This is a genomic window from Anaerospora hongkongensis, from assembly GCF_004339805.1.
GTDB classification, from domain to species: domain Bacteria; phylum Bacillota; class Negativicutes; order Sporomusales; family DSM-15969; genus Anaerospora; species Anaerospora hongkongensis.
In genome coordinates, this window is sequence record NZ_SLUI01000009.1 from 95,101 (window position 1) to 113,260 (window position 18,160).

General features: G+C 49.5%; 15 protein-coding genes. All 15 read left to right on the forward strand.

From position 1 onward, the window contains the following. Positions 1–4 precede the first annotated feature (4 nt). Positions 5–847 carry a YitT family protein gene (locus EV210_RS14195; RefSeq protein WP_132081839.1) on the forward strand — a complete coding sequence of 281 codons (843 nt, stop codon included), beginning with the start codon at positions 5–7 and terminating at the stop codon, positions 845–847. Positions 848–907: 60 nt separating this feature from the next. Next, positions 908–1,744, forward strand: a complete 837-nt coding sequence (locus tag EV210_RS14200) for a transketolase (protein WP_132081841.1) — start codon at positions 908–910, stop codon at positions 1,742–1,744. 12 nt (positions 1,745–1,756) lie between these two features. Then, positions 1,757–2,692: a transketolase family protein gene (locus EV210_RS14205; protein ID WP_132081843.1), complete on the forward strand. Its 936-nt coding sequence runs from the start codon at positions 1,757–1,759 to the stop codon at positions 2,690–2,692. A 76-nt stretch (positions 2,693–2,768) separates the two neighbouring features. Continuing rightward, on the forward strand, positions 2,769–3,512 hold the full coding sequence (locus EV210_RS14210) for a site-2 protease family protein (RefSeq protein WP_132081845.1): 744 nt from the start codon (positions 2,769–2,771) through the stop codon (positions 3,510–3,512). 122 nt (positions 3,513–3,634) lie between these two features. Continuing rightward, on the forward strand, positions 3,635–4,321 hold the full coding sequence (ftsE, locus tag EV210_RS14215; protein WP_132081847.1) for a cell division ATP-binding protein FtsE: 687 nt from the start codon (positions 3,635–3,637) through the stop codon (positions 4,319–4,321). After that, positions 4,311–5,198 (forward strand): permease-like cell division protein FtsX, encoded by an 888-nt coding sequence (gene ftsX / locus EV210_RS14220; protein WP_132081849.1) that lies wholly within the window; start codon positions 4,311–4,313, stop codon positions 5,196–5,198. The genes ftsE and ftsX overlap by 11 nt, the downstream gene beginning before the upstream one ends. Before the next feature lie 40 nt (positions 5,199–5,238). After that, positions 5,239–6,354, forward strand: coding sequence for a murein hydrolase activator EnvC family protein (locus EV210_RS14225; protein WP_132082051.1), 1,116 nt, complete (start codon positions 5,239–5,241; stop codon positions 6,352–6,354). 150 nt (positions 6,355–6,504) lie between these two features. After that, a complete protein-coding gene (locus EV210_RS14230; protein WP_132081851.1) occupies positions 6,505–7,659 on the forward strand; it encodes a S41 family peptidase in 1,155 nt (384 codons plus the stop codon). Positions 7,660–7,729: 70 nt separating this feature from the next. Then, entirely contained in the window at positions 7,730–8,977 is a 1,248-nt protein-coding gene (locus EV210_RS14235) for a PDZ domain-containing protein (RefSeq protein WP_132081853.1), read from the forward strand. A gap of 394 nt (positions 8,978–9,371) precedes the next feature. Further along, positions 9,372–11,441 (forward strand): excinuclease ABC subunit UvrB, encoded by a 2,070-nt coding sequence (uvrB, locus tag EV210_RS14240; RefSeq protein WP_132081855.1) that lies wholly within the window; start codon positions 9,372–9,374, stop codon positions 11,439–11,441. 30 nt (positions 11,442–11,471) lie between these two features. Further along, positions 11,472–14,351: an excinuclease ABC subunit UvrA gene (gene uvrA, locus EV210_RS14245; protein WP_132081856.1), complete on the forward strand. Its 2,880-nt coding sequence runs from the start codon at positions 11,472–11,474 to the stop codon at positions 14,349–14,351. A gap of 127 nt (positions 14,352–14,478) precedes the next feature. Beyond that, positions 14,479–16,305, forward strand: a complete 1,827-nt coding sequence (gene uvrC / locus EV210_RS14250; protein ID WP_132081858.1) for an excinuclease ABC subunit UvrC — start codon at positions 14,479–14,481, stop codon at positions 16,303–16,305. Continuing rightward, complete coding sequence (gene mobA / locus EV210_RS14255) at positions 16,305–16,889, forward strand: molybdenum cofactor guanylyltransferase (protein WP_132081860.1); 585 nt, start codon at positions 16,305–16,307, stop codon at positions 16,887–16,889. Before uvrC ends, mobA begins: the two co-directional genes overlap by 1 nt. A 132-nt stretch (positions 16,890–17,021) precedes the next feature. Then, complete coding sequence (locus EV210_RS14260; protein ID WP_132081862.1) at positions 17,022–17,396, forward strand: response regulator; 375 nt, start codon at positions 17,022–17,024, stop codon at positions 17,394–17,396. Positions 17,397–17,471: 75 nt separating this feature from the next. Continuing rightward, a complete protein-coding gene (locus EV210_RS14265; protein ID WP_132081864.1) occupies positions 17,472–18,029 on the forward strand; it encodes a LemA family protein in 558 nt (185 codons plus the stop codon). Positions 18,030–18,160: the final 131 nt, after the last annotated feature.

Below are 18,160 nucleotides of genomic sequence, written 5' to 3' on the forward strand. Positions count from 1 at the left end.
AGTTATGGTAAACAGTTTGCGCAGCTATGGAGGAATCATTTTAGGGGCTTTAATTACGGCAGTCGCGCTTAATATGTTTTTAATCCCCAATAAGGTAGCTGCCGGGGGAGTAAGCGGCCTGGCCACCGTTTTGCATCATCTCTTTGGCTTTCCGGTAGGACTGACGATGCTGTCCTTTGACATTCCGCTGCTGTTGCTCAGTGTCCGCATTTTGGGGTCACGCTTTGGTGTAAATACCCTGTTTGGTGCGGCAACACTTTCCTTGTCTATCGATCTTTTGGCACCCTATATCCCGGTTTTAACCAGTGACTTACTGCTTGCTTCCCTATACGGGGGAATCATGTCCGGTATCGGGCTGGGCATTGTTTTTCGCTTCGAAGGCTCTACAGCCGGTACTGACTTGGTAGCAGCCATGTTTAATAAGCTGTTTGGCTTTAGTGTTGGCCAGTCATTGCTGGGAATTGACTTTTTTGTTATCTCCATAGCAGGCTTGGCTTTTGGCAGTGCTGAATTATCTCTTTATGCACTTATATCGTTATTTCTCACTACCCAAATTATTGATTTGGTTCAGGAAGGTCCTACCTCAGCCAAGGCTTTCTTTATCATGACAGATAAGGGAGAGCAGGTAGCCCGTGAGATTATGGATAAACTCGACCGTGGTGTTACGTATTTGCAGGCCCGCGGCGCTTATACCGGGGAACCACGGGAAATGCTCTTTTGTGTTGTTGGCAAACGCGAAATTACGCGTCTGAAAGACATTGTTTATTATATTGATAAGCGGGCTTTCGTTATAGTAGCCGATGCACACGAGGTCTTAGGCGAAGGGTTTAATGCATACAAAAAATAGCCTGCTGTTTTTTTATCAAGCGGCGGGTCAAAGTTAAAGGATGAAAGAGGAGGTACAACGATGGCAAAACTTACTTCTGAACAGTTGGCCTGTGTTACCAGCCGGGCTAAGTCAATCCGGCGTCACATTGTATCCATGGTAACCGGAGCAAAATCGGGCCATCCCGGCGGCTCCTTATCGGCAACTGATATTTTAGCAACACTTTATTTTGCAGAAATGAATGTGGATCCTAAGCGGCCTGACGCTCCTGACCGCGACCGGTTTGTGCTGTCAAAAGGGCATGCTGCTCCCGTACTGTATGCAACCTTGGCGGAAAAAGGCTTTTTCTCCAAGGAAGAATTCAGCGGCTTGCGTAAAATAGACAGCATGCTGCAGGGGCATCCTGATATGAAAGGGACACCCGGCGTAGATATGTCTACCGGTTCTCTGGGACAAGGAATCAGCGCCGCCTGCGGGATGGCTTTGGCCGCTAAAGTGGATGGTAAGCAGCACCGTATATTCGCGCTGTTAGGCGACGGTGAGCTGGAAGAAGGCCAGGTTTGGGAGGCTGCTATGTTTGCCGCTCACTATAAGCTGGCTAACCTGACTGCTTTTGTCGATTTCAATGGTCTTCAAATTGACGGAAAGATTACCGATGTACTGTCACCACTGCCTATTCCGGAGAAATGGCAGGCTTTCGGTTGGAATGTCCTCCAAATTGACGGACATGACATTCCGGCTATTTATGATGCGATTCAAACCGCTAAAGCCTGCAAGGACAAGCCTACCGTGATTGTTGCCACAACCGTCAAGGGAAAAGGCGTCTGCCAGATGGAAAATGTCGCCGACTGGCATGGCAAGGCACCGTCCCAGGAAGAGTGCGATCTCTTTCTCAGCGAAATGGCAGAAGAAGATTAGGAGGGGTGACGTATGGGAAAAGCAACTCGTGAAGCTTATGGCGATGCTCTCAAAGAAGCGGGCAGCCTTTATCAGGATATTATTGTTCTGGATGCGGACTTATCAAAATCGACAAAGACCAATGTGTTTCAAAAAGCTTATCCGGAGCGTCATTTTAATGCCGGAATAGCGGAGCAAAATTTAATGGGAGTAGCGGCCGGCCTGGCGGCAGCAGGCAAAATACCCTTTGCTTCCACCTTTGCCATGTTTGCTACCGGTCGTGCTTACGAGCAGGTGCGCAATTCTATCTGCTACCCGAAGCTGAATGTTAAAATCGCTGCTACCCATGCCGGTCTTACCGTCGGCGAAGACGGTGCTACCCATCAGGCTAATGAGGATATTGCCCTCATGCGGGCGATTCCCAATATGACGGTAATTGTACCTGCTGATGCTGCTGAGACCCGTCAGGCTGTACTGTGGGCCGCACAATACAAAGGGCCGGTCTATTTACGGCTCGGCCGGGCAGGTGTCGATGACATCTTTGGTGACGACTATACCTTTGAACACGGCAAGGCCGTACAGATAGTCCAGGGAACGGATGTAACTTTGATCGCCACAGGCATCATGGTTGGACCTGCCGTAAAGGCAGCAGAAGAATTAAAGCAGCAGGGCATAAGTGCACGGGTGCTTAATATTCATACCATTAAGCCCATTGATAAAGCAGCGATTATCAAAGCTGCTCAGGATACCGGGGCAATTGTTACCTGCGAGGAACACAATATTATTGGCGGTCTGGGCAGCGCAGTTGCCGAAGTGCTGGTAGAAAATCACCCCGCTCTTATGGAACGGGTTGGTGTTCTGGATACCTTTGGCGAGTCGGGCACGCCGAATGCCCTGGTGGCAAAATACCAGTTAACAGCAGTGGATATTGTAAAAGCTGCGCAGAAGGTCCTCTCACGTAAAAAATAATTCCTATCAAGAGACAACCTCGCTATGCATACACATGTATAGCGAGGTTTTTTACTTTTTATACGGGAGAGATGATATGGCGTTATGGAGAGTATTTCGCATTGGCAGACAAGTGGCACGCCGTATCGTCCTATTTGTCATGGGACTGGTGGCAATGCTCAAGCTGGGCCCCACGGCAGCAATGGCACTATCCATGCTGGTATCGCTGGTCTTTTATGCAGCTGCTTTTGGCCTGCAGTTTGCCATAGGGTTTGTTGTTTTGCTGTTTTTGCATGAACTGGGTCATCTCATCGCGACCAGAGTGGTGGGGATTGCCGCTACCGGCCCTTTATTTGTTCCCTTTATCGGCGCGGTTATTAATTTGCGCAGACCGCCTGTGAATGCCAAAATGGAAGCGAATATTGCCATTGGCGGTCCGGCAATGGGCACCTTGAGTGCCTTAGCCTGTCTGGTGCTGTATTTCTGGACCGACAGCATGCTGCTGCTGGTACTGGCCTATACGGCCTGTCTGTTGAATTTGTTCAATCTCATACCCTGTTCCCCTTTAGATGGCGGACGGATAGCTGTTGCGATTTCCCCCCATTTATGGTGGGTCGGTTCGATTGTGCTTGCTGCCATGTTTTACTGGACCTACAATATATTAATTCTGATCATCTTTTTTTTCTCTTTAGCCCGTTTATGGCAGGGAGAAAAAACGGATGGCAACGAGAAATATTTTCAATTAACCCTTGCTCAACGGTTGACGGTTGCCTGGTGGTATTTTGGTCTTTTAGCTGTTTTAGGCCTTTTAGCTCTGTATCTTGTCGAATTGCTGCACTGAAGATTGGCCTGGGGATCGGGGAGATAAGTTGAATAAAAAGAAGGTTTTTTGGGTTTAGCGTCGAAAAACATTTTACTTATGGGCCATTTTGTCATATCAAGCCTAGAAAGGTCGGTACACCCATGATACATATGACCAATGTATCCAAAGTTTACAGCAATGGTTCAGCTGCCCTTGCCGATGTTACCGTCAGCATTGAGAAAGGTGATTTTGTCTTTGTCGTAGGTCCGAGCGGTGCCGGTAAGTCGACTTTCATAAAAGTGCTGTTTCGTGAAGAACAGCCTACCAACGGACAAATTCTTGTTAACGGCCGCAATGTAGCCGAAATCAAACCAGCCGAGGTACCTTATCTCAGGCGCAGTCTGGGGATTGTCTTTCAGGATTTCCGTCTGCTGCCTAATAAGAATGTGTACGAAAACGTTGCCTTTGCGATGGAAGTTATTGAGGCACCGCGCCGGGAAATTTTAAAGCGGGTTAACTATGTTCTTGATTTAGTGGGGCTTAGGGATAAAGCCAAAACGCTGCCAACGCAGCTGAGCGGCGGCGAACAGCAGCGGGTGGCAATCGCCCGTGCTATTGTCAACAATCCCGTGCTGGTCATTGCAGATGAACCAACAGGCAATCTCGATCCGGATACTTCCTGGGAGATTATGCAGATTTTTAACCGCATTAACAAATCGGGTACAACAATTGTTATGGTTACGCATGACAAACAGATGGTAGATGCCATGAAGAAGCGAGTCATTGCTATTGAAAAAGGCCGTATCGTTCGTGACCAGGTCAAGGGGGTTTACGGCTATGAAGATTAGAACACTGGAATACTTTGTCCGTGAGGCGCTTGCCTCTTTACGTAATAACGGCTTAATGAGTATTGCCTCTATAACCACGGTAGCATTATCCCTTTTAATCTTAGGGATGTTTCTCATCTTGGTGCTGAATTTGAATAATATGGCATCAGCGTTGGAATCCCAGGTGCAGATTACCGTTTATCTTCAGGATAATTTAAATGACCGCCAGATGCGCGAGGTCGGCACGCAGATAACCAAGCTGCCGGGAGTAACGCAGGTTAACTTCCTGACGAAAGAGGAAGCCATGGGCCGTTTTAAAGAACGGCTTGGCGAACAGCAGGGGCTGCTTACTGCTCTTGGTGATACCAATCCGCTGCCGAATTCTTTTGAAGTAAAGGTGGACAGGCCGGAGCAGGTTAAACCGGTAGCTCAGGCCATCGGCCAGTTCAAAGGTGTGGAAAACACCCGTTTTGGCCAGGAAGTAATTGAACACCTGTTTACTTTGACGAAAATGGTGCGCATTGCCGGACTGATTTTGATCGTGTTTTTGGCTTTAGCTGCCTTGTTTATTATTTCTAATACAATTCGGATCACCGTATTTGCCCGCCGGAAGGAAATCGGAATCATGAAATACGTGGGAGCGACCGACTGGTTTATTCGCTGGCCGTTTCTGCTGGAAGGAATGACCCTCGGTTTTGGCGGCGCACTGATTGCGGTGTTATTGCTATCCGAGAGCTACAGCCTGCTGATTGAACAGGTTCATCAGTCGCTGGCATTTCTGCCGCTTATTCCGAAATACCCTTTCCTCAATCACATTAGTATTGTTCTGCTTGTCGTAGGGACAATCATTGGAGCACTGGGCAGTACGATTTCACTGAAGCGCTTTATGAAGGTATGAGGTATCCTTATCGTCTCGGGAGGGAAGTTGCTTGAAAGATGTGAAAAAATGGGCCAGGTGGATTTCGGTCATTCTGGCAGTTTTGTTTCTCCTTACTTCCGTACTGCCTGCGCTGGCTAACGAACAGCAGCTGCAGGATGTGCAGCGCCAGATGCAGCAGCAGCAGAATAAAGCTGCTAAAGCGCAGCAGCAAATCAACAGTGTTTCGGAGCAATTGCGAACCATCCAGGGAGATCTGGATGGTGCATTAAGCGAATACAATTCGATTCAGGCTAAGTTGTCCCATACGGAAGAACAGATTGTAATCAATACAGAAATTACGCGAAAAGCAGAAAAAAATCTGGCTGAACGCAGTGATATACTGAACAAGCGGATGCGGGATATTTACAAAAACGGCCAGGTCAGTTATCTGGATGTGTTGTTCGGAGCCAATGATTTTGGTGATTTTACCACCAGAATGGAGCTGTTAAAGCGGGTACTGAACCAGGATGTTACGCTGATTGCGAAGGTGAAAGCTGAACGGGAGCTGATCCTGCAGAAGAAAGCGGAACTGGAGCGGGATAAAGCTGCTATTCTTGAACTCAAGCAGGCTGCGGTTGAAAAGAAGCGGCTGATTGAAACGCGCAAGGAAGAGCGGGAAGCAGTATTGGATTCGGCTGTCAATGAAAAAGAAACTGCTGATCGTGCTTACAAAGAACTAATGGAAACGTCCCGGCGCATTGAACAAATGATACGCAGCAGCCAGTCGGGAAATAAAGGAACAGAGGCAACCGGTGCCTTGGTGTGGCCGGCAGATGGTCCGATTACGTCCCCCTTTGGCTGGCGGACACACCCGATTTTTGGAACGCAGACGTTCCATACCGGTGTTGATATTGGCGCCGATTATGGTGATACCGTAGTAGCTGCTGATGGCGGTGTGGTTATTTATGCCGACTGGATGGGCGGTTACGGCAAAGCGGTGATCATTGATCATGGCGGCGGCATTTCAACCCTATATGCTCACAATTCCCAATTGGTCGTCAGTGAAGGCCAGCGGGTGCAAAAAGGCCAGCAAATTTCACTTGTCGGATCAACTGGTTATTCCACCGGACCGCATTTGCATTTTGAAGTGCGGCAGAACGGTTCGCCAACAAATCCAATGAGCTACCTGCCATAAATAAGGAGAGATTATCACGCTCCGCCTGCACTTTTTGCAGCGACGTGGTGATCTCCTTTTGTATTGGTGCATAGGTCAGGCTCTTTTTACATATGCTTAGTTGCAATGTGTTTTCGTTGAGTGTTTAAAATTACATGGGTGGTGTGTCGATTGAGTCGTCGTAAAATAATCTTCGGTGCTATTGCATTAGTAGTGGCAACCGTCTTACTCATGTCCGGCCTGTTGGTTTATCTGCTGCAAAGTACTTTAGGTGATGCCGCCGGAGCTATCCGCTTGTTTAAAGCGCTGCATATCATAAAAAGCCGCTATGTGGAAGATGTACCGGTAGATACGCTGATGACCGGAGCGGTCAAAGGGATGGTCAATTCCCTCGGCGATCCGCATTCCATTTACATGGATCCCAAAATGTATAAGGAATTTATGATTGAAACGGAAGGTTCCTTTGGCGGTGTAGGCATTGTGTTGGGGGCAAAGGATAAGGTGCTGACCGTTATCTCACCAATTGAAGGAACGCCTGGCGAAAAAGCCGGTATTAAAAGTGGTGATGAAATCGTAAAAATTGACGGACAGGATACGAAAGGCCTGGCTCTTGATGAAGCGGTAAGTAAAATTCGTGGTCCCGAAGGGACAAAGGTGACGCTGACAATCCGTCGCGGTCAGGAAACGAAGGATTATGCCTTAACCCGGTCCAATATCCAGATCAAAACGGTTTCCGGTAAAATGCTGCCGGACAATGTCGGGTATATTCGCATATCGATGTTCAATGAGAATACGGGCAGTGATTTAGCGAAAAAGTATCAGGAACTGGAGAAGGAAGGCATGAAGGCGATCGTCTTGGATCTGCGCGATAATCCTGGTGGTCTTCTGGACGAAAGTGTAAAAGTTGCCAATAAGTTTGTACCGAAAGGGCCAGTTGTGTCGGTCATTACCCGCGATGGGCGGCGCGATACGAGCACTTCCAACTTGGAGGCAGTAAAATATCCTTGTGCGGTATTAATCAATGGCGGCAGCGCCAGTGCTTCCGAAATTGTTGCCGGTGCCGTTCAGGATACAGGGGCAGGAACGCTGGTCGGCACGAAAAGCTATGGCAAAGGCTCTGTTCAGACCTTAATGCGTCTTGATAAAGATGATGCCATTAAGTTGACGATTGCCAAGTATTATACACCTAAGGACCGGTCCATTAATGGAATTGGCATCGAGCCGGATGTGAAAGTGGAACTGCCTGAGCATGTTCAGCCTGGCCTGGAAGTAAAGGATGTTCAGCTGGATAAAGCAGTGGAAATTGTAAAAAGTAAAATACAATAACTGAATGATAGCGGCGGGCTGACAGCTCGCCGCCTTTTGCTATTACATTCGTTGTGGAGGTGCAATTTTCGTGTTTCCTGTGGACCAGATTGCTTTTTTGCTGATTCGCGGCGCAATTGCAGCATTGTTTGAACCGATGTTTTGGATGATTTTGGCCTTGGTTGGTTATCAGTACTGGCAATTGCAGCGCAATCAGACCCGCATGTTTGGCGTTTACGGATATACACTCAGGCGGCAGGTTACATTAGCTGCGGTATATGGCCTGACCGGAGGGCTGATTGGCAGTTTTTTACTCGTTTCGGTGGGGCTGACTGTGAATCAGCTGGGACTGGCCTATATTTGGCCCGTGGCCTTGGTGCTGATGGCTGTCCATATGCGCTTTTTATGCTTTGCTTATGCGGGCGGATTGGTAGCGCTGTCCAATGTGCTCTTTGGCTGGCCGGAAGTAAATGTGCCGCAGCTATTGTCCTTAGTGGCAATTTTGCATATTACCGAAAGCATTCTGATTTTTATCAGCGGCCGCTACAGCGCAGTGCCGCTGATTATGCGGCGCGAAGACGGGCGGATGGTAGGCGCCTTCAGTTTGCAGAATTTCTGGCCGCTGCCACTGGTGATGCTGGGAGCTGTGTCTATGCCGGAAGCATCTATCCCGCCGGGAGGCGTAATTCAGATGCCAGACTGGTGGCCTTTGCTGCCGCTTAACCTGGAAGTGGAAGAAGGACATAAATGGATTTACGCTATGACTTCAGTTATTGCCGCATTAGGCTATTCGGATATTGCTATTACCAGCCTGCCGGGAGAACGGCGCCGGCAATCGGCTTTCCATCTGGCGATCTATAGTGTGGTATTGCTTGTTCTTGCCGTGCTTTCGGCCCGTTATCACTGGCTGCAGGCGGTGGCGGCCATCGTTTCGCCGCTGGGGCATGAACTGTTGATCCAATGGGACAATCGCAGGGAGTTAAATGGACCTCCCCGCTATGTGCCGCCCGAGGCAGGGGTAATGATTCTCGATACAGTCTTTGATTCACCGGCACGAAAAGCCGGTTTGCAGTCCGGTGATATTATTGATTATTTAGCCGGAAACCCTATCCTAAGTGGGTATGATTTGGCTCATGCCCTGAGCTTTGCGCCCGAACAGTTCGCAATCCAGATTAGGCGGGAGGGCAAAGTGCGCCAGTTTCAGGTCCGGTTTGTCAACAGCGAGCGCCGCCTGGGCGTCATTCTTGTACCCCAGGGAAATGAAGAGCATTTTGTGGAGATGAGGGATGAGCGGTTGTGGCTATGGCAATGGCTGAAGAGAAAAGTCGGCCGCCAATAAGGCCCCATCTGCTGGAGGGACGGCCGCCGATAAAGGCCCATCTGCGTTGTTGCCGGAGCAATCGAGATCCTCACCGTACGCCCCTGTACGCCTCCGGTCACGCTTCCTCCGGCGTCTAGCAGTTGAACCTTTCTCGACGGCCTAAGCTGGGAGGCAGGGGATACGCCTGGGAAAAGGGGACTGTCCCCTTTTCCCAGCGGCTAACTGCGAATAATTGCCAGCTGGTTAGTGCCGTTGATTTGCAGCAGTTTATGGTATAATTACTAATGGATAATTATCATTATCATGAAAAATTTAATGATATCCTCTTTTCTTACGAACGAATGTTTGATACAATAAAACAAACACTCGTTCTGTAAGAATGATATTTTACGATAAGACAGGTGATCTGGTAATGGCTGTAGTGCCTAGTTTAAGCACGGTTCATAAAGAGGGGATCGTCCCTTTTGCGGTAGAGGCTCCGTTTCAGCCTACAGGCGATCAGCCTGTGGCAATTGATAAGTTAGCCAATGGTGTGTTTCGGGGAGACTGGGCACAGGTTTTGCTGGGGGCGACCGGTACCGGTAAGACGTACACCATTGCCAAGGTTATTGAGAAGGTGCAAAAGCCCACCCTGGTAATTGCGCACAATAAGACACTGGCTGCTCAGTTAGCCAGTGAGTTTAAGGATTTTTTCCCGAATAATGCGGTAGAGTATTTTGTCAGTTATTATGACTATTATCAGCCTGAAGCGTATATTGCCCATACGGATACTTACATTGAGAAGGATGCTTCCATTAATGATGAGATAGACAAGCTGCGCCATTCGGCTACCAGTTCGCTGTTTGAGCGGCGCGATGTCATTATTGTCGCCAGTGTTTCCTGCATTTATGGCTTGGGATCGCCGGAAGAATACCGTGATCTGGTTTTGTCACTGCGAACCGGACAGATGCGGGACCGTGACGAGATATTGCGTAAACTGGTCGATATCCAGTATGAGCGCAATGATATTAACTTTACTCGCGGTACATTCCGGGTCCGCGGTGATACGGTGGAAATTTTTCCTGCTGCCTATGGCGAGCGGGCTATTCGGGTTGAATTGTTTGGCGATGAGATAGACCGGATTTTGGAAATTGACGTCCTTACCGGTGAAATTCTGGCTGATCGCAAGCATATTGTCATTTATCCTGCGTCTCACTATGTTACGACCCGGGAGAATTTGCAGCGGGCGGTAGCCGATATTGAAGCGGAACTGGAAGTCCGGCTGACGGAGCTGAAAGCGGAAGGGAAGCTCCTGGAAGCGCAGCGCATTGCCCAGCGGACAAAATATGATATTGAGATGATGCTGGAAATGGGCTATTGCTCCGGCATCGAAAACTATTCCCGGCATATTACCGGACGCCAGCCCGGTGAATCACCCTTTACTTTAATTGACTATTTTCCGGATGACTTTTTAATTGTCATCGATGAGTCGCATGTAACCATTCCGCAGCTGCGGGCGATGTATGCCGGTGACCGGTCACGGAAAGAAGCATTGATCGGCCACGGGTTCCGGCTGCCTTCCGCCTTTGACAACAGGCCGTTGAAGTTTGAGGAATTTGTTGAGCGCATTAATCAGATTATTTACGTCTCGGCTACACCGGGACCTTATGAAATGCAGGTAACCAATCAGGTCGCCGAACAAATTATCCGGCCCACAGGGCTGATTGATCCGGAGATTGAAATTCGCCCGATCAAGGGCCAGATGGATGATCTGCTGGGAGAGATCAAGGAGCGGGCGGCAGCTCAGGAACGGGTTCTTGTGACAACGCTGACGAAAAAGATGGCCGAGGATTTAACCGAATTCCTGAAGGAAACGGGTGTGAGGGTGCGGTACCTTCACTCGGATATTGTTACCATTGAGCGGGCGGAAATTATTCGTGATTTACGGGCCGGTGTTTTTGATGTGCTGGTAGGGATTAATCTGCTGCGGGAAGGGCTGGATATGCCGGAAGTATCGCTGGTGGCTATTCTTGATGCCGACAAAGAAGGCTTTTTACGCTCTGATACGTCACTGATTCAGACAATTGGCAGGGCGGCGCGCAATGTGAACGGCAAGGTCATCATGTATGCCGACCGGATTACCGGTTCCATGCAGCGGGCCATTAACGAAACCGATCGCCGCCGGGCAACACAGGAAGCCTATAATCTGGAGCACGGCATTACGCCGCAAACAATACGCAAGCAGGTTAAGGAGCTTATATCGCTGACCAAAGTGGCGGAAACGCCTGAAGAGTATAAAACTGACCGGCTGAATACCATGACCCGCTCGGAAATGCTTGAACTGACGGGCAAAGTGGAGAAAGAAATGAAACAGGCAGCTAAGAATCTGGAATTCGAACGGGCTGCTGAATTGCGTGATATGCTGGCTGAACTGCGCCAGCGTGTTGCCGATGCTAAACCGGATGGGAAAGAGAAAAGGACAGGCGCCAGACGCAAATCATAATACTGGCCTGCTTTAGGGGAGGAAATTTACATGAAAGAATATATTGTTGTTAAAGGCGCCAGACAGCACAATCTGAAAAATATTGATGTCACCATTCCGCGCAATGAATTGGTCGTGATTACCGGCTTAAGTGGTTCCGGCAAGTCGTCGCTGGCTTTTGATACGATTTATGCCGAAGGGCAGCGCCGTTATGTCGAATCGTTGTCAGCCTATGCCCGCCAGTTTTTGGGACAGATGGACAAGCCGGACGTCGATTATATCGAGGGCTTATCACCGGCCATATCCATTGACCAGAAAACAACCAGCCGTAATCCCCGTTCCACTGTCGGTACGGTTACCGAGATTTATGATTATCTGCGGCTGCTGTTTGCCCGGGCAGGCAGGCCGTTTTGTCCGAAATGCGGCAAGCCGATCAGTCAGCAGACTGTAGAGCAAATGGTTGATCAGTTAGCGGCTTTTCCTGACAGCACAAGAATGATTGTGCTGGCTCCGGTGGTGCGGGGGAAAAAAGGAGAGCACCAGAAGGTATTGGAAGATATCCGAAAAAATGGCTACACCCGTGTACGCATTGACGGACAAGTCCAGGATATAACGGATGAAATAAAGCTTGAAAAAAACAAAAAGCATACCATAGAAGCGGTAATTGACCGGATTGTTATTAAAGAGGGCATTGCTTCCCGTCTGGCAGATTCCCTCGAAACGGCGCTCAACCTTACCGGTGGTATTGTAAATGTGGAAATCGTCGGCGATAAGGAGCTGACTTTCAGTCAGAACTTTGCCTGCGTAGACTGCGGAATCAGTCTGCCGGAAATTGCCCCCCGGATGTTTTCCTTCAACAGCCCTTTTGGGGCATGCCCTGATTGTACCGGTCTTGGCAATAATATGGAAATTGATCCGGCACTGGTTATTCCTGATCCAGGGAAGGCGCTGATTGATGGCGCCATTGCTCCGCTCAGTAAAAACTCCAACTCCTATTTCATGTGCCAGCTGGAAGCGGTACTGACTCACTACGGCTTATCCTTGTACAATACCTGGGACAGTCTGCCGGAAGAGGTTAAGCAGGTTGTGTTGTGGGGATCAGGAAATGAGCGGTTTACGTTTAAGTATGAAAATATGTATGGTGAGGAAAAAACCTACCATTCTGTCTTTGAAGGCGCGCTGCCAACCCTTAGCCGCCGTCACCGCGAGTCGACCTCGGATGCTGCCAGGGAAGAGATTGAGGAATATATGAGCTCCAAGCCGTGCCCGACTTGCAAAGGGGCTAGGCTTAAACCGGAGTCGCTGGCAATTAAGGTGGGCGGCAAAAATATTTATGAAGTCACCCGGCTGACGATTGCCGACAGCCAGCAGTTTTTTAACAGCCTGGATTTGACGGAGCGGGAAAAGACAATAGCCAATCAGATCATGAAGGAAATTCATGCCCGGCTGGGGTTCCTAATTAACGTAGGGCTTGATTATCTCAGTCTTGACCGGGCAGCAGGCACCTTATCCGGTGGTGAGGCCCAGCGCATTCGCCTGGCGACACAAATAGGGTCAGGCTTGGTCGGTGTTCTGTATATCCTGGATGAGCCGTCTATCGGGCTCCATCAGCGGGACAATAACCGTCTGCTGGCGACACTTAAGCGCCTGCGGGATCTCGGTAATACCCTGTTGGTAGTGGAACATGATGAAGATACGATGAATGAGGCGGATCATATTATTGACATTGGCCCGGCGGCAGGCGTCCATGGCGGCCGCGTGATTGCCCAGGGGACAGTTGATGAAATTAAAGCCTGCGAGCATTCGGTTACCGGTCAATATTTAAAGGGGACGAAATTTATTCCGGTTCCGGAGCAACGGCGCCAGCCCAATGGTAAGTGGCTGGAAGTCAGAGGGGCCAGGGAGAACAACCTGAAGAAGCTCAATGTCCGCTTTCCGCTGGGGTTGTTTACAGCTGTTACCGGTGTATCCGGATCAGGCAAAAGTACCCTGGTTAATGAAATTTTGTTCAAAGGACTGTCCGGCCGGATTTACAAAAGCCGCAGCCGTGCCGGTGAGCATGATGATATCCGCGGGGTAGAGTATATTGATAAGATTATTGATATTGACCAATCGCCTATTGGCCGTACACCCCGTTCCAACCCTGCTACCTATACCAGCTTGTTTGATTCCATCCGGGAACTGTTCAGCCAGACTCCGGAAGCGAAAATCCGGGGCTACAAGCCCGGCCGGTTCAGCTTCAATGTAAAAGGCGGCCGCTGCGAGGCCTGCCGCGGCGATGGTATTATTAAAATTGAAATGCACTTCCTGCCGGACGTCTATGTACCTTGTGAGGTATGCAAAGGGGCGCGCTATAACCGGGAAACACTGGAAGTCCGCTATAAAGGCAAAAGCATTGCCCAGGTACTGGATATGATTGTGGATGAAGGGGTAGAGTTTTTTCAAAATATCCCGAAAATCCATCGTAAGCTGCAAACTTTGCAGGATGTTGGCTTAGGCTATATCAAACTGGGACAGCCGGCTACGACCTTGTCCGGTGGTGAAGCGCAGCGGGTCAAGCTGGCAACGGAGCTTGCCCGCCGCAGCACCGGTAAAACACTCTATATTCTGGACGAGCCTACTACCGGCTTGCATACTGCCGATATTCACCGCTTGATGGAGGTACTGCAGCGTCTGGTGGACGGCGGGGATTCGGTTGTGGTCATTGAGCACAATCTGGATGTCATTAAGACTGCCGATCATATCATTGACCTTGGACCGGAAGGCGGCATCAGGGGCGGTACGATTGTTGCCCAGGGAACGCCGGAACAAGTGGCGGCAGTAAGAGGCTCCTATACCGGACAGTTTCTGAAGCCTGTCCTGCAGCGCGGCAAAGAGCTGGCTGAAATGGCGGAAGCGGCTGCGACTGTCAGTGAGCAGATAAAAGTATAATAGGCTTTTTACGAAGTCCATCAGGACATTAAGCTGGCAATTGAGCGTGAAAAGCAAATGAAAGCAGGACCCCGCCGGAAAAAGATAGAATTGGTTACGACAACTAATCAGGATTGGAGCGACCTTTATGGAGAACTCCGTTACTAGCGAATTAGAACAAAAGTTGGCCCATTTACCCGATAAGCCTGGCGTATATTTGTGGAAGGATAATCAGAAACGGATTATCTATGTTGGTAAGGCAGTAAACCTAAAGAACCGGGTACGGTCTTACATGCAGTCCAGCCGCAATCATTCGCCGAAAGTGCGGTCCATGGTTTCCAGGATAGCGGATTTGGAGTACATTATAACAGGCTCTGAAATTGAAGCGCTTATTCTGGAATGCAATTTAATAAAAAAACACCGGCCAAAATACAACATCAGCCTGCGGGATGACAAAAGCTATCCCTATGTAAAAGTAACGTTGAATGAACAATATCCGCGCGTCTACGCAACCCGCAAAGTAGTAAAAGACGGCGCCCGTTATTTTGGTCCTTATACGAATGCCGGTGCTGTTCATGAGACGCTGAAATTGCTCAAACGGCTTTTTCCTTTGCGTACCTGCCGGCAGCTTGATGCGCAGCGTCCTTGCCTGCAGTATCATATCAAACGCTGTCTGGCACCTTGTGCCGGTAAAGTAGAGCCTGAAGTTTATGGGGAAATGATTAAAGCAGTCTGCCTCTTTCTGGAGGGCCGCAGTGATGATGTGGTGAAGAGCCTAAAGAAGCGTATGGAGCAGGCAGCAGAAAACCTGGAATTTGAGCTTGCTGCCCAGCTTCGTGATCAGCTGACTGCTGTGGACAAAGTGCGCGAGAAGCAGAATATTGTTACCGGCAGCGGTGATCAGGACGCTGTTGGCCTGGCCCGCTCAGCGGTGGGAACCTGTGTGCAGGTATTCTTTATCCGCAGCGGCAAGATGGTTGGCCGCGATCACTTCCTACTCACGAATAGTGAAGAGGAAGAAGATGCGAAGGTGCTGGAGGCTTTTCTCAAGCAATATTACAGTCAGGCTGCCTTTTTACCGCGGGAAGTACTGCTGCCGTTTGATGTGCCCGAGCAGCAGCTGCTGTCAGACTGGCTGACGGAAGTGAAGGGCGGCAGGGTAGCGGTCGATACGCCTAAGCGGGGAACCAAAAAAGACTTGGTCAGCATGGCATCAGGTAACGCTGCCAGAGTGCTGGAGGAACAAGCCCTTCGACTGCAGGCTGCCAATGAGCGCACTGACGGCGCGCTCCTCGAATTGGCCGATTATTTGGATTTGGAAGTTCCGCCGGAACGGATCGAGTGTTTTGATATTTCCCATATTCAAGGCGCTGAGACGGTGGCCTCTATGGTCGTCTTCGAGGGCGGACAGCCTAAAAAAGAGGATTATCGCCGTTATAAGCTGCAAACGGTGGAAGGGAAACCGGATGATTTTAAATCCATGCAGGAAGTTGTCGGACGGCGTTACCGCGATCTGACAAGCGCTCCTGTCCCCGATTTGATTATTATTGACGGTGGCAAGGGACAGCTGAGTTCTGCGCTGGAAATTATCCGCAGCTGCGGGCTTACTTCGGCTGCTGTAGTAGGGTTAGCCAAAGAATTCGAGCATATATTTAAAGAAGGCGAAAGCGAGCCTGTTATTTTGCCGCGCCACTCCCAATCCCTGTACCTGGTGCAGCGCATTCGCGATGAGGCTCACCGGTTTGCTATTACCTACCATCGTAAATTACGCTCTAAGCGCAACATGGTGTCCGTTTTGGATCATATTCCCGGCATCGGTGAAAAGCGGCGCAAGGCTTTGTGGGATCACTTCGGCAATTTGGCTAAGATTAAAGCGGCTGAGGTGGAAGAAATGGCGGCAGTCCCTGGTATGAGCCGGCCGGCAGCGGAAGCTGTTTATCAGTTTTTCCGGCGCAAGCCAGGGGAGGTGTTGTGATGAATGGCATTGTTTTAGCAGGCGGCCTCAGTACCCGTATGGGACGGGATAAGGCTTCACTGCCCTGGGGAAAAAGCGATTTGCTGCACACCATTTTGCAGCAGCTGGTTCCAGTATGTGAGACCGTGATCGTTGTTACCAATAGTCCGCGGGAAATCGGGATTGAAGGTATTCAGTTTGTTGCCGATCATTACTGCCGGTGCGGTCCTTTGGCGGGGATGCAGGCCGGACTAACGGCTTCCGGGCAGGACTATAATTTTATTGTCGCTTGTGATATGCCGTTTTTATCAACGGCAGCTATTACCTATATGGAGCAGGCTGCTCTTGGTTATCAGGCAGCTGTGCCCTTTGTCGAAGACTATTTTCATCCGCTTCATGCCGTATACCACCGCGATTGTCTGTTGCAGATTGACAAGCTGCTGGCAGAAGGAAGGTACCGGATTGCAGACCTTTATCCATATATACGGCTTAGGCAGATTACCAAAAAGGAATTAGTCCAATTTGATGAGGAACTAAAGATGCTGAGTAACGTGAATACGCCGGACGAGTACCGGCTGCAAGCTGCAAGGCAGGGAAACCACTGAGGATGGTTTCCCTTTTTTTGTTTATACTAGCCTTATGGGAAGCGATCGTTAATAGTTTTCCATTTTGAGCAAAAGAGGAAATATTAGGGTTTTATAGAATAAAATTCCACCAGAGAGGATTGAGGTGGAACAATGCGGGTTTTAGTAGTTGAAGATTCCCAGGTTATTCGTACGATTATTATTAAAGAATTGCGTGATCTAGGAGTCATTGATATTGAACAGGCAGAAGAAGGGCTGGCAGCAATGCGTAAAATCGGCGGTAAATTTTTTGATCTAATCACGCTTGATATTACGATGCCTGAGGCAGATGGAATTACCGTTCTAAATCATATCAAGGCGGTGTCACCCAATTCCAGGGTGGTAATCTGCAGTGCTCACAATCACAAGGATACCGTCATGGAAGCAATAAGAATTGGCATTGATGATTATATTATCAAGCCGTTTGCTGTAGAACGATTAAATGAAGTCTTAAAAAGGCAGATTAAGCTGCTGAGCAAAAACGGTTGATTGGTAAATCCAGTGGAAAAGTGGTAAAATAAGGCTAGTACCTTAAGGTACTAGGCACAAGAAGGAGGAATCCCAATGAATAAAATAGCACCATGGATTGTCTTGGGGCTGATAGCCGTGCTTATCCTGATGGGTGTTTCCAGCTATAACGGGTTGGTTGGTCTTAGCGAGCAGATTAACGGCAAATGGAGTCAGGTGGAAAACCAGCTGCAGCGCCGTTCTGATCTTATTCCCAATTTAGTCAATACGGTCAAAGGTTATGCCGCCCATGAGCAACAGGCTATTCAGGCGGTAGCTGATGCCCGGGCCAGGCTGGCAGGAGCACCGGGGCCTGCTGCCAAAGCAGAGGCGAATAATGAACTAAGCGGGGCACTGAGCAGGTTATTAGTAGTTGCCGAAAACTATCCCGACCTAAAAGCGGATAAAAACTTCCGGGCATTGATGGATGAGCTGTCAGGTACGGAGAACCGCATTGCTGTGGCGCGCAAGGATTATAACGATGCCGTACAGGTATACAATACAAAAATACGGTCCTTCCCGGCCAGTCTGTTTGCCGGTATGATGGGCTTTAGTGCTAAGGAATACTTTAAGGCGGAGGAGGGGGCGAAGGCTGTCCCCCAAGTCAAGTTCTAGGGCGGCCGCCGATAAGGCCTCATCTGCTGATAGGGACGGCCGCCGATAAAGGAACATCTGCGTTGTTGCGGGCCTTGCCGGAATCCTCACCGTACGCCCCTGTACGCCTCCGGTTCCGGCAAGGCCCACGC

Coding starts and splice junctions, on each gene's coding strand:
- EV210_RS14195 (WP_132081839.1), top strand. CDS start 5: ATGGTAAACAGTTTGCGCAGCTATGGAGGAATCATTTTAGGGGCTTTA.
- EV210_RS14200 (WP_132081841.1), top strand. CDS start 908: ATGGCAAAACTTACTTCTGAACAGTTGGCCTGTGTTACCAGCCGGGCT.
- EV210_RS14205 (WP_132081843.1), top strand. CDS start 1,757: ATGGGAAAAGCAACTCGTGAAGCTTATGGCGATGCTCTCAAAGAAGCG.
- EV210_RS14210 (WP_132081845.1), top strand. CDS start 2,769: ATGGCGTTATGGAGAGTATTTCGCATTGGCAGACAAGTGGCACGCCGT.
- ftsE (WP_132081847.1), top strand. CDS start 3,635: ATGATACATATGACCAATGTATCCAAAGTTTACAGCAATGGTTCAGCT.
- ftsX (WP_132081849.1), top strand. CDS start 4,311: ATGAAGATTAGAACACTGGAATACTTTGTCCGTGAGGCGCTTGCCTCT.
- uvrB (WP_132081855.1), top strand. CDS start 9,372: ATGGCTGTAGTGCCTAGTTTAAGCACGGTTCATAAAGAGGGGATCGTC.
- uvrA (WP_132081856.1), top strand. CDS start 11,472: ATGAAAGAATATATTGTTGTTAAAGGCGCCAGACAGCACAATCTGAAA.
- uvrC (WP_132081858.1), top strand. CDS start 14,479: ATGGAGAACTCCGTTACTAGCGAATTAGAACAAAAGTTGGCCCATTTA.
- mobA (WP_132081860.1), top strand. CDS start 16,305: ATGAATGGCATTGTTTTAGCAGGCGGCCTCAGTACCCGTATGGGACGG.
- EV210_RS14260 (WP_132081862.1), top strand. CDS start 17,022: ATGCGGGTTTTAGTAGTTGAAGATTCCCAGGTTATTCGTACGATTATT.
- EV210_RS14265 (WP_132081864.1), top strand. CDS start 17,472: ATGAATAAAATAGCACCATGGATTGTCTTGGGGCTGATAGCCGTGCTT.